This is a genomic window from Pseudazoarcus sp. NS36, assembly GCF_059703705.1.
This window is the reverse complement of record NZ_BAAKJA010000007.1, coordinates 20,562-33,738: the sequence shown is the minus strand read 5'-3', so window position 1 is coordinate 33,738 and position 13,177 is coordinate 20,562. Positions and strand designations below refer to the sequence as shown.

The 13,177-nt window shown below is 65.5% G+C and carries 13 protein-coding genes; 10 read left to right on the top strand and 3 right to left on the bottom strand.

The features are described from left to right. Positions 1 to 2 precede the first annotated feature (2 nt). Entirely contained in the window at positions 3 to 968 is a 966-nt protein-coding gene (locus AC6H0R_RS11925; RefSeq protein ID WP_497581593.1) for a LysR family transcriptional regulator, read from the bottom strand. A 94-nt stretch (positions 969 to 1,062) separates the two neighbouring features. Between AC6H0R_RS11925 and AC6H0R_RS11920 the strand changes: the two genes are divergently transcribed. Both AC6H0R_RS11920 and AC6H0R_RS11915 read left to right on the top strand, forming a co-directional pair. Next, complete coding sequence (locus AC6H0R_RS11920; RefSeq protein ID WP_497581592.1) at positions 1,063 to 1,662, top strand: FMN-dependent NADH-azoreductase; 600 nt, start codon at positions 1,063 to 1,065, stop codon at positions 1,660 to 1,662. Positions 1,663 to 1,840: 178 nt separating this feature from the next. Then, complete coding sequence (locus tag AC6H0R_RS11915; RefSeq protein WP_497581813.1) at positions 1,841 to 2,653, top strand: pirin family protein; 813 nt, start codon at positions 1,841 to 1,843, stop codon at positions 2,651 to 2,653. A gap of 46 nt (positions 2,654 to 2,699) precedes the next feature. Here AC6H0R_RS11915 and ybiB read toward each other — a convergent pair whose 3' ends face one another. Continuing rightward, on the bottom strand, positions 2,700 to 3,620 hold the full coding sequence (ybiB, locus tag AC6H0R_RS11910; protein WP_497581591.1) for a DNA-binding protein YbiB: 921 nt from the start codon (positions 3,618 to 3,620) through the stop codon (positions 2,700 to 2,702). 57 nt (positions 3,621 to 3,677) lie between these two features. Between ybiB and AC6H0R_RS11905 the strand changes: the two genes are divergently transcribed. Both AC6H0R_RS11905 and AC6H0R_RS11900 read left to right on the top strand, forming a co-directional pair. Further along, complete coding sequence (locus tag AC6H0R_RS11905) at positions 3,678 to 4,556, top strand: 2-hydroxy-3-oxopropionate reductase (RefSeq protein ID WP_497581590.1); 879 nt, start codon at positions 3,678 to 3,680, stop codon at positions 4,554 to 4,556. Next, entirely contained in the window at positions 4,556 to 5,434 is an 879-nt protein-coding gene (locus tag AC6H0R_RS11900; RefSeq protein WP_497581589.1) for an NAD(P)-dependent oxidoreductase, read from the top strand. The genes AC6H0R_RS11905 and AC6H0R_RS11900 overlap by 1 nt, the downstream gene beginning before the upstream one ends. On the opposite strand, the gene AC6H0R_RS11895 is transcribed toward AC6H0R_RS11900, so the two are convergent. Then, a complete protein-coding gene (locus tag AC6H0R_RS11895; RefSeq protein ID WP_497581812.1) occupies positions 5,431 to 6,168 on the bottom strand; it encodes an IclR family transcriptional regulator in 738 nt (245 codons plus the stop codon). The genes AC6H0R_RS11900 and AC6H0R_RS11895 overlap by 4 nt on opposite strands. A gap of 230 nt (positions 6,169 to 6,398) precedes the next feature. On the opposite strand from AC6H0R_RS11895, the gene AC6H0R_RS11890 reads away from it, so the two are divergent. From AC6H0R_RS11890 to AC6H0R_RS11865, 6 genes are all read left to right on the top strand, one after another. After that, complete coding sequence (locus AC6H0R_RS11890; RefSeq protein WP_497581588.1) at positions 6,399 to 7,349, top strand: D-2-hydroxyacid dehydrogenase; 951 nt, start codon at positions 6,399 to 6,401, stop codon at positions 7,347 to 7,349. A 311-nt stretch (positions 7,350 to 7,660) separates the two neighbouring features. Next, the gene (locus AC6H0R_RS11885) at positions 7,661 to 10,516 is read left to right on the top strand and encodes a monovalent cation/H+ antiporter subunit A (RefSeq protein ID WP_497581587.1); all 2,856 of its coding nucleotides are present in this window, start codon (positions 7,661 to 7,663) and stop codon (positions 10,514 to 10,516) included. Position 10,517: 1 nt separating this feature from the next. After that, positions 10,518 to 10,871 (top strand): Na+/H+ antiporter subunit C, encoded by a 354-nt coding sequence (locus AC6H0R_RS11880; protein ID WP_497581586.1) that lies wholly within the window; start codon positions 10,518 to 10,520, stop codon positions 10,869 to 10,871. Then, complete coding sequence (locus tag AC6H0R_RS11875) at positions 10,868 to 12,391, top strand: monovalent cation/H+ antiporter subunit D (protein ID WP_497581585.1); 1,524 nt, start codon at positions 10,868 to 10,870, stop codon at positions 12,389 to 12,391. The genes AC6H0R_RS11880 and AC6H0R_RS11875 overlap by 4 nt, the downstream gene beginning before the upstream one ends. After that, positions 12,391 to 12,909: a Na+/H+ antiporter subunit E gene (locus AC6H0R_RS11870; RefSeq protein WP_497581584.1), complete on the top strand. Its 519-nt coding sequence runs from the start codon at positions 12,391 to 12,393 to the stop codon at positions 12,907 to 12,909. The genes AC6H0R_RS11875 and AC6H0R_RS11870 overlap by 1 nt, the downstream gene beginning before the upstream one ends. Beyond that, complete coding sequence (locus tag AC6H0R_RS11865; RefSeq protein WP_497581583.1) at positions 12,906 to 13,175, top strand: K+/H+ antiporter subunit F; 270 nt, start codon at positions 12,906 to 12,908, stop codon at positions 13,173 to 13,175. The genes AC6H0R_RS11870 and AC6H0R_RS11865 overlap by 4 nt, the downstream gene beginning before the upstream one ends. The last annotated feature ends 2 nt before the right edge of the window (positions 13,176 to 13,177 follow it).

Sequence of the window (13,177 nt, the reverse complement as noted above, 5' to 3'; positions counted from 1 at the left end):
TGTCAGAAGTTCGGGGATTGTAGGGCATTGCCGCCCTGCGGGTCTCTGCTGCCGTGGCTTTCGCCCGAGACGGCGAGTTCGTCGATCAGATCGAGAAAGGCGCGCGTGCGCGCCGGCATCAATCGGCGGCTCGGAAAGACCGCCCACCCCTTGCCGCCCGGCGACGACCACTGCGGCAGCACGCGCACCAGACGCCCGGCCTGAACGGCCTCGGCTGCATAGTGCGCGGGTACCAGGGTGATGCCACTTCCCGCGCAGGCCAGACCGCGCAGAACGTCGGGCGAGTTGGCGGTGGCGCGCGCGCGCGGTGTGATCAGAGCCCGGCGTTGGCCGTCGCACAGATCCCAGGGCCGGGCTTGGCCGTCGCGCCCGACCAGGCACAGGGCGTCATGGGTGGCCAGTGCTTCGGGGGCGGCAGGGTGACCGCGCCGGATCAGGTAGTCCGGCGATGCAAACAGGGCCTGATCGAACGCGCCGAGCGGTCTTGCGGCCAGTGTCGCGTCGTCGGGCATGTCGCCAAAGCGCAGTGCGAGGTCGAAGTTTTCCCCGATCAGATCGACGCGTCGCGGCGACAGGTCCAGATCCAGCGTGACCTCCGGGTACAGCGCGATGTAGCGCGCCAGCACCTCGCGCAGGATGGAGTTGGCAAAGTCGGCCGGCATGGACACGCGCAGGCGTCCGGTCGGGCGCGCCCGGCGGTGTTCTGCGAGCGCGTTGGCGGCGTCGACCTCGGCGGAAACCTGGCGCGCATGGCCGATGATGCTGTGACCGAAGTCGGTCAGCGTCAGCTTGCGCGTCGTGCGTTGCAGCAGGCGTTCGCCCAGCCGCTCTTCCAGATGGGTGAGGCGGCGCGACACCGTGGATTTGGGCAGGCCGAGCTGTTCGGCCGCGCGCGTGAAGCTGCCCGTTTCCACGATTTGCGCGAAAACGAGCAGGTCATTCGGATCGATCGGGGTCTTTTGTTCCATGAGTGGAACAATCATATCCAGAAACACTGCTTAATGCATTGTTCGTACGTCAATACCATGGGCACCGTAAACACCTTCCCCCACGGAGACGACCATGAACATCCTGCAAATCAATGCCAGCGCTCGCAGCGAAGGCTCCCAGTCGGCCCGTCTGGCCGGACGCATTGTCGAGCGCCTGCTTGAGCGCCACCCCCAGGCCGCCGTCACCGTGCGCGACCTGGCTGCCACGCCGCATCCGACCCTCGACGAGGCAGCGTTGCAAGCCCTGTTCACGCCGGCCGAGCAGCGCACGCCCGAGCAGGCTGCGCGCGTTGCGCTGGATGACCAGTTGATCGCCGAGGTTCAGGCGGCCGATGTGCTGGTGATCGGCGTGCCGATGTACAACTTCTCGATTACCTCCCAGCTCAAGAACTGGGTGGATGCCGTCGCGCGTGCCAAGGTGACCTTCCGCTATACCGAGAACGGCCCGGAAGGTCTGCTCACGGGCAAGACCGTGCATGTCGCGCTGACGCGGGGTGGTTTCTACCGCGACACCGCGGCCGACACCCAGGTGCCGTACCTGAAGATGGTGCTGGGATTTCTCGGCATGACCGACGTACGCTTCGTCTACGCTGAGGGCCTGGGCATGGGGCCGGAAGCGGTCGAGAAGGCGTTTGCCGATGCCGAACAACAAGTGGAGGCCGCGCTCGCCTGAGCGTGGGACAGCGATGAGCACGACCAGCAAGGGACTCTCCGGCACCTTCAAGCGCCTGATGTTCGGTCGCAGTGAAGCCGAGCTGCACGCCGAAATCGGCGCCATCGTGCCGAATCGCGAGGCGCTGGCCGAGGAGCGTGTAGAGCGGCCGCGCAGTATCGAGCGGCTGGTGACCGGCATGGCGACCTCGGATGGTGCCGGTGTGAAACTCACACGCGTGCTCACCGACGACCTGCAGGAGCGGCTCGATCCCTTTCTGATGCTGGACGCTTTCCGCAGCGACAACCCGGACGACTACATCGGCGGCTTTCCCGACCACCCGCATCGCGGTTTCGAAACCGTCACCTACATGATCGCCGGCCGCCTGCGCCACCGCGACAGCGGCGGCAACGAAGGTCTGCTGGAAAACGGTGGCGTGCAGTGGATGACGGCCGGCAGCGGGGTGATCCACTCCGAGCTGCCGGAGCAGGAAGACGGCCTGATGGAAGGTTTCCAGCTGTGGCTCAACCTGCCCGCGCGCGACAAGATGTGCGCGCCCGGCTACCGCGACCTGAAGTCGGACGACCTCCCGGCCTTTGCTACGGCTGAAGGGGTGGGCGTGAAGCTGGTGGCCGGCCACAGCCATGGCGTAGAGGGGGCGATGACGCGTGAGGCCACGGCGCCGCTGTATGCCGACATTGCGTTGCCAGCCGGAACGCAGTTTGCACAAGCGTTACCGGCGCAGCACAACGCCTTTCTGTATGTGTACCGGGGCGAGGTGACGGTGGGCGGCAAGCGCGTGGCGTCGGGCCGCATGGCCATCCTCGACAACGCTGCGGAGTCGGACGGTGTCCGCATCGAGGCGGGTGACAAGCCCGCTCGCGTGCTCCTGATCGCCGGTCGTCCGCTGCAGGAACCCATCGTGCAGCACGGGCCTTTCGTGATGAACACCGTGGATGAGATCCGGCAGGCGGTGGAGGATTTTCGCGCCGGCAAGTTTCGCGCAAGCTGATCTGCGGCTTGTGCTGCAAGGCGCCAGCAGGCCTGTTTGGAACGGGCTACGGCGCTTTGGCCAATTCCACCAGCGTGCTCGCTTGATCCAGCACCGGCTGCGGAATCGCCACGCGTCCGGCCAGCATGTCGCGGATCAGCGCGGCGTTGTCGACCACCCCGGGTACGTCCGGCAGCCCTTCAAGCGGTGGTGCGCCGCCTTCTTCCGCCGGCCAGGCTTCGCTGGCCACGCCATTCACGAAGACTTCCAAGCGCGGGCGTCGGCGCGGGTTGGCAAAGGCCTCGCCCTCGGTGCCGCGCATGAGCATGGCGATGCCGCCGTCGGCGCGCAGGAAGTCGTTCATGCGCTCCAGATACTCCGGGTGCGTCACCGCCACCACGCGCACGCTGCGCCCCGGGCAGGGGTCGAGCAGCTTGGCCATGGTGTGGCCGCTGCCGCGCACGCCGAAACGCAGGCGCAGCGACAGCAGCGAGGCCAGCCCGGGCAGCAGGCTTTCGAGGCGTATGCAGCTGATGCGCTGATCGGCGAGTTGTGCGCTCGCCTCGGCGATGTCACCCGCCGGGGTGATGTCGAGCGCGGCCAGCAGCTCGAAGGGGCTGATGCGGCTGTCAAAATCGTGACGGCCCTGGATCAGCACCGGCACGCCTTCGCGCGCAATCAGGTGCGCCAGCAGCGGCATCAGGTTGGCCTGGCGGCGCGCGCCGTTGTAGGTCGGCAGTACCACGCAGCGCGGGCCGTCGGGTACCGCAACGTGTGCGCAGCGCGCGTCCATGGCGCGCTTGAAACCGATCAGTTCGTTGAGCGACTCACTCTTCACGCGCAGCGCGATGACGATGGCGCCGAGTTCCAGGTCGGGCACCGTGCCGTCGAGCATGCCGCCGAACAGTGTTTCGGCGTCTTCGGCCGTGAGCGAACGGGCGCCCTTGGCGCCTCGCCCGATTTCCTTGATCATTGCAGGCAGGTTCATGGCGCGATTATCCGTCGCAGCCATGTTCACGCCTAGTGATTGTTCCGGGGGAAATCAATGAATGTGGGATTCATCGGGCTCGGCCTGATGGGGCGTCCGATGGCGCTCAACCTGATCCGCGCGGGGCATTCCCTGCGTGTCTGGGCGCGACGCCCCGAGGCCATGCAGCCGCTGCTCGACGCCGGTGCGGCCGCCGCCACCAGCGCCGCCGACGTGGCGGCCAACGTGGACGTGGTCATCACCATCGTCGGCGACGCCCCGGATGTCGAGCGCGTCGCGCTGGGGCCGGAGGGCATTGCCGACGGCGCGCGGCCCGGCCTGATCCACATCGACATGAGCACCATCTCGCCCGAGCTCACACAGTCCATCGCGCAGCGCTTGCGCGAGCGTGGCGTGACCATGCTCGACGCGCCGGTGTCCGGCGGTGAGCCGGGTGCGATCAACGCCACGCTGACCATCATGGTCGGCGGCGACGCTTCGGCCTTCGAATGCGTCAAACCCCTGTTCGAGGCCATGGGCAAGACCATCTCGCACATCGGCGGCAACGGCGCCGGTCAGGTCGCCAAGGCCTGCAATCAGATCGTGACCGGTGTAGGCGTGGCGGCGGTGGCCGAGGCGCTCAATTTCGCGCGCAAGAGCGGCGTGGATGCCGGTGCGGTGCGCGAAGTGCTGATGGGCGGTTTTGCCGCCTCGCGCATTCTCGACGCGCACGGCGGACGCATGGTCAAACGTGATTTTCAGCCCGGCTTCAAGTCGTGGATGCACCAGAAGGACATGCGCATCGTGCTCGAAGAGGCGCACCGCCTGGGTCTGCAGCTGCCCACCGCGGCAGCCGCAGCACAGCTCTACAACGCAATGGTCGGTAGCGGCCTGGGCGAAGAGGATTCGGTCGCCATGCTGAAGCTGTTCGAACGCATGAGCGGAGGAGAAGGGTGATGCGCGTCGGATTCATCGGACTGGGCGTGATGGGGCGCCCGATGGCAGAACATGTGATGCGCGCCGGCCATACCCTGGGCGTATGGGCGCGCCGGGCGGAATCGACGGCGCCGCTGGTCGAACAGGGCGCGACAGCCCATGACACGCCGGCGGCGCTGGCGGCCGCGAGCGACGTGGTCATCACCATCATCACCAACAGCAAGGATGTCGAAGGCGTGGCCTTCGGCGAGCACGGGCTGGCGGCCGGCTTAAGGGCGGGTGCGGTGCATGTGGATATGAGCACCATCGCGCCCGATGCGGCGCGCGACTTCGCCCGGCGCTATGCCGAAGCCGGCATCCATTGGGTGGATGCGCCGGTGTCCGGCGGTGAGCAGGCGGCGGTACTGGGTACGCTGGCGATCATGGCCGGGGCGAGCGAAGAGGTGTTCGATCGCGTACGTCCGCTGTTGGAGGCCATGGGCAAGACCATCGTGCGCATCGGTGAGCCCGGCGCCGGGCAGGTCGCCAAGGCCTGCAACCAGATGGTGATGGTGTGCGCGCTGCAAGCCTGCGCCGAAGCCATGCATCTGGCGCGCGCCCACAATGTGGATCTCGCCGCCGTGCGCACCGCGCTGCTGGGCGGCTCGGCGGCTTCGCGCGTGATGGAGGTGATGGGCGAGCGCATGGTCCAGCGCGACTTCTCGGCCGGCATCCAAGCGCGGCTGCACCACAAGGACTTCGGCATCCTGCTGAACGAGGCGGTGAAGGTCGGCGCGCCGTTGCCGATTGCCGCGCAGACCTGGCAGCAGCTCAATGCGCTGATGAACCAGGGCTGGGGCTACGACGACACGTCGAGTCTGCTGAAGGTGCTGGAAGCGGCGTCCGGGACGGAAGCTTAACGCCGTTTTGGCGCCGGCTCGGTAAAGCCCAGCGCCCGCGAGATTTCCTGCGCGGTACTGCGCACCAGCGGGGCCCAGTCGCGCTTGAAGCGTTCCGACGGTGTGGACAGCGACAGGCCGGCGACCAGGTCGCCGCTGTCGTCGCGGATGCCGGCGGCGATGCAGCGCACGCCGAGTTCGACCTCGTCGAGGTCGAAGGCCACGTCGTGGCGGCGGGTTTCGGCGAGTTCGCGTTCGAGCTTGTCGAGGTCGGTGATGGAGGCCGGCGTGCTGCCCGGCAGGCCGGTGCGTTTGGCGTAGTCGCGCACCTTGTCGCGCCCGTCTTCCACCAGAAAGAGCTTGCCCGAGGCGGTGGTGTGCAGCGGTGCGCGGGCGCCGACGATGTGCACCACGCGCACCGAGGAGCGGCCGCTGGAGGTGCGTTCGACGTAGACCATGGCGTCGCCGTCACGCATGCCGAGGTTCACGCTCTCACCGGTTTCGTTGTGCAGTTTGAGCATGAAGGGCATGGCCGTATCGCGCAGCGAGATGCGTGATTTGACGATGTTGCCCAGTTCCAGCAGGCGGATGCCGAGGCGGTAGGTGCCACCGTCGCCACGTTCGACGAAACCGCTTTGCCCCATGGCGCCGAGGATGCGGTGTGTGGTCGAGGGGTGCAGGCCGCTTTCGAGCGCAATCTGCTTGAGCGGCACCGGATCGGCGTGCGCGGCGAGGACGTCGAGCAGCGTCATCATGCGCTCGACAACCTGAATGGGATTCTTGTTTTCTGTGGCTTGGGTCACAGCAATACCGGCGGGATAAGCGTGTCCGGAGTGTAACCAAGGCCTTGCGTTTCGCCTAGTGAAACAGCTTGCGCCTTACGGGTTATTGCGAGGTGTTGCCGGCTGGCCGCGCCGCTACCATGGTCGGCGACTGGCTGCTCGAACAGCTTGCGCACACAACAAGACCCTTCCGGAGACAGAACATGAGCATCCGCATCGTGAATCTCGAAGGCGAGTCCGTCGCTTCGGGTTTTCGCACGCCGTCGGTTCCGCATGAGTGGATCGAATATCCGCTGACTCCGCCCGAGCGTGTGGTTGAGCGGCTGCGCGATGCGCAGGTGGCGATCATCAACAAGGTGCGTCTGACGGCCGAGCATCTGAGGCAGTTGCCGGACCTGAAACTGGTGGCGATTTCGGCCACGGGTACCGACAACATCGATCTGGCGGCCTGCCGCGAGCGCGGTGTCGCGGTCTCGAACGTGCGCGGCTATGCGGTGAACACCGTGCCGGAACACGCCCTGATGCTGATGCTCGCCCTGCGCCGCAGTCTGCTGGCCTACGACGCCGATGCGAAAAGCGGCCTGTGGGCCCGGAGTGACAATTTCTGCCTGTTCGGCCATCCGGTGGGCGACCTGCATGGCGCGACGCTGGGCATCTTCGGGCGTGGTGGTCTCGGGCAGGGCGTGGCGCGGCTGGCTGAGGCCTTCGGTATGCGCATCCTGTGGGGTGAGCACCGTGGTGCCTCGACATTGCGCGAGGGCTACACGGATTTCGCCACCGTGCTGCGTGAGGCCGATGTGATTTCGCTGCATTGCCCCCTCAACGAGAGCACGCGTGGCATGATCGGCGCGGAAGAGCTGGCGGCCATGAAGCGTACCGCGGTGCTGGTGAATACTTCGCGCGGCGGCCTGGTCGACGAGCACGCGCTGGCCGATGCGCTGCGTGCGGGGGTGATTGCGGGTGCCGGTGTGGACGTGCTGTCCGCGGAGCCGCCGCGCGAGGGCAATGCCTTGCTCGCAAACGATATTCCCAATCTGATCGTGACGCCGCACGTGGCCTGGGCGTCCGGGGCTGCGATGCAGGCGATGACCGATCAGGTGATCGACAACATCGAGGCCTTCGTGGCGGGGGCGCCGCGCAATCGCGTGGCATGAGACTTGGCAGGCAGGGGATTGCGGGGGAATTGACCGGGGTCATCAGTCGCGCTCGACCGACTTGACCCGGAAGGGTGGAGTTGGGGTATTTTAACGGCCGGCCGAGCCCATGTAAGTGAAAACCCTAAGTGCCCTGCGCCGGCGTGGTGCCGGAACAGGGTTTTTTTCAGCCTGGCTTCGGCGCCGAATCACCATGCAGTGCCGTGTGGCAAGCTCTCTGGAGGAGGGTGGCTGGCCGCGCGAGATGGTGCGAGCCCGTCCCGGAATAATCCGGGTTGCGCGGTGGAAGAGGACGACAGGAAACCATAACAATGAGTCTTGCCCTGATCGTGATGCTGCCCTTTCTGGGGGCGGTATTGCCGGCACTGATGATCCGTGCCGGTCGCAACGCCTGTGCGATTGCGACCGGGTCGGTCACGCTGCTGGCGTTCGCGTTGTTGCTGACCCACGCGCCCGCCGTGTTCCGCGGCGAGGTCATCCAGGCCGGCTGGAGCTGGCTGCCTGAGCTGGGTCTCAACGTCAATTTCTTTCTGGACGGCCTCGGCCTGCTGTTTGCCGGGCTGATCCTCGGCATCGGCCTGCTGATCATCACCTACGCGCGGTTCTACCTCGCGAAGGAAGACCCGATGGGTAATTTCTATACCTATCTGCTGCTCTTCCAGGGGGCGATGGTCGGCATCGTGCTGTCCGACAACATCCTGCTGCTGCTGATCTTCTGGGAGCTGACGAGTCTCGCGTCCTTCCTGCTGATCGGCTACTGGAAGCACCTGCCGGAAGGCCGGCAGGGTGCGCGCATGGCGCTGGCCGTCACCGGTGGCGGCGGTCTGGCGATGATTGCTGGCATGCTGATCCTCGGCAACATCGTCGGATCCTACGATCTGACCATCATCCTCAATCACGCCGAGGCCATCCAGGCATCGCCGATGTACGTGCCGGCGCTGATCCTGATCCTGATCGGCTGTTTCACCAAGAGCGCTCAGTTCCCGTTCCACTTCTGGCTGCCGCACGCCATGGCCGCGCCCACGCCGGTGTCGGCCTACCTGCACTCGGCCACCATGGTGAAGGCCGGTATCTTCCTGCTGGCGCGCATGTGGCCGGCGCTGTCGGGCACCGACTGGTGGTTCTATCTGGTAGCTACGACGGGTCTGGCGACCATGGTGATTGCCGCCTGCATCGCGCTGTTCAAGGATGACCTGAAAGGCCTGCTGGCCTTCTCGACGGTCAGCCACCTCGGGCTGGTGACCTTCCTGTTCGGTCTGGCCACGCCGATGGCGGCGGTGGCCGGGGTCTTCCACATCCTCAACCACGCCACCTTCAAGGCGGCGCTGTTCATGAACGCCGGCATCATCGACCACGAAGCCGGCACGCGTGACATCAAACGTCTGGGCGGCCTGATGTTTCTGATGCCGCTGTCCGGCACGCTGGCGATGATCGCCGCGGCCTCGATGGCCGGCATGCCCCTGTTCAACGGTTTCCTGTCCAAGGAAATGATGCTGGATGAGGCCTGGAAGGCGAGCTGGCTGGGTCAGGGCTGGGTGATACCGCTGTTTGCCACGCTCGGCGCGGTGTTCTCGGTGGCGTATTCCTTCCGCTACATCGTGCATGTGTATTTCGGCCCGAAGCGCACGGACTACCCGAGCAAGCCGCATGACCCGCCGATGGGCATGTCGCTGCCGCCGATGTTGCTGGTCGCGCTGGTGGTGCTGATCGGTCTGTTCCCCGAGACCATTGCCGGTCCGCTGGTGCGCGTGACCGCGGGCGCCGTCATTGGCGGCGCCGTGCCGGACTTCCATCTGTCGATCTGGCACGGCTTCACGCCGGCGCTGTTCATGTCCATGGCCGCGGTCGCCATCGGCCTGTTCGTGCTGTGGCGTTACACCAATGTGCGCGCCATCTGGCAGGCCGGCCCGCATCCGGACGCCAAGGCCATGTTCTTCAGCACGGTGAATGCCGTGGTGCGGCTCAGCCAGAAGACGGTGCTGGCCCTGCACAATGGGTCCTTGCAGCGCTACATGGCCTTCATGATCGCCGGCACGGTGATCATCGGTTTCGTGACCTTCCTGACGCACGAGCATGGCGAAGGCACGCGCGAATCCATCGCGATCACGCCGGTGGCGGCAGTGGGCTGGCTGCTGCTGGTGGGCTGCTGCGTGGCTGCGGTGTGCATGCACCGCAGCCGTCTGCTGGCCTTGCTGTCGGTGGGGGTCGTGGGCCTGATCGTGTCGGTCGGCTTCCTGTATTTCTCGGCGCCCGATCTGGCGCTGACGCAGATTTCGGTCGAAGTCGTCACCGTCATCCTGATCCTGCTGGCCCTGTATTTCATGCCGAAAGAAACGCCGCGCGAGAGCAGCGGTGGCCGCAAGCTGCGCGACGGCCTGATCGCCGCGCTGGGCGGCATCGGCATCACCGGGCTGACCTGGGCAGTGCTTTCACGCGACTATGAGAGCCTGTCGGCCTATTACCTGAACCAGTCGGTTCCGGGCGGGGGCGGCACCAACGTGGTCAACGTCATCCTGGTGGACTTCCGCGGTTTCGATACCTTCGGGGAGATCATCGTGCTGGGCATTGCCGGTCTGACGATCTTCGCCTTGCTCGACGGCATGATGCGCGGCGAACTGGGCGGCAAGCTCAGCTCCTGGGCGCCGGACATGCAGTTGTCGGCCGATCGTCACCCGCTGATCATGGTGGTGGCCACCCGCATCATGCTGCCGCTGGCGATGATGGTGGCGGCCTACATCTTCCTGCGTGGTCACAACTCGCCGGGCGGCGGCTTCATTGCCGGTCTGGTGGCGTCCATCGCCTTGCTGCTGCAGTACATGGCCAGCGGTTACGCCTGGACGGCGCAGCGCATGCGCATCGACTATCACGTCATGATCGGCGCCGGCGTGCTGATTGCTGCGGCGACCGGCATTGCGGCGATGGTGCTCGACTATCCGTTCCTGACCAGTGCCTTCACCTATCTGCACTGGCCGGTGGTCGGCAAGTTCGAGATCGCCAGCGCAATCGCTTTCGATGTGGGCGTATTCCTGACCGTGGTCGGCGCTGTGATGCTGGCGCTGGCAAACCTGTCGCGTCTGGGCCGCCGTGTTGGCAAACAGCCTGTGAATACTGAGCCGATGGATATCGATCCGTCGCGCCATGCCGCGCCAGTCGCGGGGGGGAACTGACATGGAGTTCATGGTTGCTTCTGCGGTTGGCGTCATGACGGCTGCCGGCATCTATCTGGTCCTGCGCGCACGCACCTATCCTGTGGTGCTGGGGCTGGCCTTGCTGAGCTATGCGGTCAACGTTTTCCTCTTTGCGATGGGGCGCCTGACCATCAACAAGCCCCCGGTGATCAGTGATTTCGCCTCTGGCTATACCGATCCGTTGCCGCAGGCGCTGGTGCTGACGGCCATCGTGATCTCTTTCGGCATGACCGCAGTGATCGTGGTGATGGCGCTGCGCGCCTACATCGAGAGCGACACCGATCATGTCGACGTGGCGTTGCCCGGTGAGGCACAAGGGAAGGGCGAGCGATGAATCACTGGGTCATTCTCCCGATCCTTCTGCCGGCGCTGGTGGCGCCGGTGATCGCCCTGGCGATGCGTTTTGACATCGTTCTGGCGCGCATCTTCTCGGTCGCCTCGGCGGCCCTGCTGGTGGTCCTGGCCTGCATCCTGATGGGCATGGTGGTGGACGGCACGGTGCTCAGCTATGCGCTGGGCAACTGGGTTGCGCCCTTCGGCATCGTGCTGGTGCTCGACCGCCTGTCGGCCGTGATGCTGGTGCTGACCTCGGTCATCGGCCTGTTCGTGCTGCTCTACACGCTCAATGGCTGGGACAAGCGCGGCCAGCATTTTCATGCGCTCTTCCAGTTCCAGCTGATGGGTATCAACGGGGCCTTCCTGACCGGCGACCTGTTCAACCTCTTCGTGTTCTTCGAGGTGCTGCTGATCGCGTCCTACGGCCTGATGGTGCATGGCGGTGGCGCGCTGCGCGTGAAGGCCGGCGTGCAATACGTCGTGATCAACCTGATCGGCTCGACGCTGTTCCTGTTTGCCGTCGGTCTGATCTACGCCGTGACCGGCACGCTGAACATGGCGGATCTGGCTGTCGGTGTGCGCGAAGTCGTGGCCGAAGATCAGGCTCTGCTGCACACCGGTGCGATCCTGCTGCTGGTGGTGTTCGCCGTGAAGGCGGCGTTGGTGCCGGTGCAGTTCTGGCTGCCGGGCACCTATGGCAATGCGCCGGCGCCGGTCGCGGCACTGTTCGCGATCATGACCAAGGTCGGTGCCTATTCGATCATCCGGGTGTACACGCTGGTGTTCGGCGGTACCTCAGACGAGGTGGCCTGGGTTGCCGAGCCCTGGCTGATGCCGGCGGCCATGATCACTCTGGTGATCGGGGCCTGTGGCGTGGTGGCTTCGCGCAGCCTGGGTCAGATGGTCAGCTTCGCCGTGATCGCCTCCATGGGCACGCTGCTGATGACGGTCGGCGTATTCACGCCGGAGTCGATGGCTGCTGCGCTGTACTACATGGTGCATTCCACCTTGGCGGCGGCCGCGCTGTTCCTGGTGGTCGATCTGGTCACCGAGCGCCGTCCCGGCCACGCTGATCTGCTCGACGTGGCACCGCGCTTTGTCCAGCTGGGTCTGGTGTCGGCCTTCTTCTTTGTCGCTGCCATCGCCATGGCCGGTCTGCCTCCGCTGTCGGGCTTTCTCGGCAAGCTGCTGATTCTGGATGCCGTGCGCGAGGCGCCGCAGGCTGTCTGGTTGTGGGGCCTGATCCTGGTCACTTCACTGCTGATCATCATCGGTTTCGGGCGCGCCGGCAGCACGCTGTTCTGGAAGAGCACGGCGCAGGAGGGCGAGATTCGCGCCCGTGTGCGTGTGCGTGTCCTGCCGTACTTCGCGCTCGGAGCGCTGCTGGCGATGACCGTGGCGATGACGGTGTTTGCGGGGCCGGTGATGCTGTTCTTCGAAGATACCGCCGACCAGCTCTTCAATCCGGGTGACTATCAATCCGCCGTGCTGTTCGGCGGACTTGCGGGAGGCCGCTGATGCACGCCAAACACGATGAACGGAGCTTCCTGCAGCGTTGGCTGCCGCATCCGCTGCTGACCGCGGCGCTGGTGGTGCTGTGGATGCTGCTGCTCAATGATTTCAGCGCCGGTGGGTTGATCGTCGGCATCATTCTGGGCATCTCGATCTCCATCCTGACCAGCCAGTTCTGGCCGGACCGCCCGATCGTGCGTTCTTGGAGCAAGGCCTTCGAGTTCATGTTGCTCGTGGCCTGGGACGTGATCGTGGCCAATGTGATCGTGGCCAAGCTGATCCTGTTCTGCCCGGTCAAAGAGCTCAATACGCGCTGGGTGACGGTGCCGATCGAGCTGAAAACGCCCGAGGCCATCGCCATCCTCGCCGGCACCATCACGATGACGCCGGGCACCGTCAGCAGCGACATCTCGGCCGACGGCCGCAGCCTGCTGGTGCATTGTCTGGACGCGCCCGACGCCGAAACCGCCGTGCGCGAGATGAAGGCGCGCTACGAGGCCCGCCTGATGGAGATTTTCGGATGATTGCCTACGCTTTGATGTTCGGCTTTGCGGCCGTCTCGATCGCGCTGCTGCTCAACCTGTGGCGGCTGGCCAAGGGGCCGACCGTCATGGACCGCGTGATCGCGGTCGACACCATGGTCATCAACGCCATCGCGCTGATCATCTACTACGGTATCCACCATGGCACGACGGTGTATTTCGAGGCCGCGCTGCTGTTTGCGATGTTCGGTTTCATTTCCACCGTTGCCTACTGCCGCTTCATCCTGCGCGGCGACGTGATCGAGTGAGG

Coding starts and splice junctions, on each gene's coding strand:
- AC6H0R_RS11925 (WP_497581593.1), bottom strand. CDS start 968: ATGGAACAAAAGACCCCGATCGATCCGAATGACCTGCTCGTTTTCGCG.
- AC6H0R_RS11920 (WP_497581592.1), top strand. CDS start 1,063: ATGAACATCCTGCAAATCAATGCCAGCGCTCGCAGCGAAGGCTCCCAG.
- AC6H0R_RS11915 (WP_497581813.1), top strand. CDS start 1,841: ATGGCGACCTCGGATGGTGCCGGTGTGAAACTCACACGCGTGCTCACC.
- ybiB (WP_497581591.1), bottom strand. CDS start 3,620: ATGAACCTGCCTGCAATGATCAAGGAAATCGGGCGAGGCGCCAAGGGC.
- AC6H0R_RS11905 (WP_497581590.1), top strand. CDS start 3,678: ATGAATGTGGGATTCATCGGGCTCGGCCTGATGGGGCGTCCGATGGCG.
- AC6H0R_RS11900 (WP_497581589.1), top strand. CDS start 4,556: ATGCGCGTCGGATTCATCGGACTGGGCGTGATGGGGCGCCCGATGGCA.
- AC6H0R_RS11895 (WP_497581812.1), bottom strand. CDS start 6,168: ATGATGACGCTGCTCGACGTCCTCGCCGCGCACGCCGATCCGGTGCCG.
- AC6H0R_RS11890 (WP_497581588.1), top strand. CDS start 6,399: ATGAGCATCCGCATCGTGAATCTCGAAGGCGAGTCCGTCGCTTCGGGT.
- AC6H0R_RS11885 (WP_497581587.1), top strand. CDS start 7,661: ATGAGTCTTGCCCTGATCGTGATGCTGCCCTTTCTGGGGGCGGTATTG.
- AC6H0R_RS11880 (WP_497581586.1), top strand. CDS start 10,518: ATGGAGTTCATGGTTGCTTCTGCGGTTGGCGTCATGACGGCTGCCGGC.
- AC6H0R_RS11875 (WP_497581585.1), top strand. CDS start 10,868: ATGAATCACTGGGTCATTCTCCCGATCCTTCTGCCGGCGCTGGTGGCG.
- AC6H0R_RS11870 (WP_497581584.1), top strand. CDS start 12,391: ATGCACGCCAAACACGATGAACGGAGCTTCCTGCAGCGTTGGCTGCCG.
- AC6H0R_RS11865 (WP_497581583.1), top strand. CDS start 12,906: ATGATTGCCTACGCTTTGATGTTCGGCTTTGCGGCCGTCTCGATCGCG.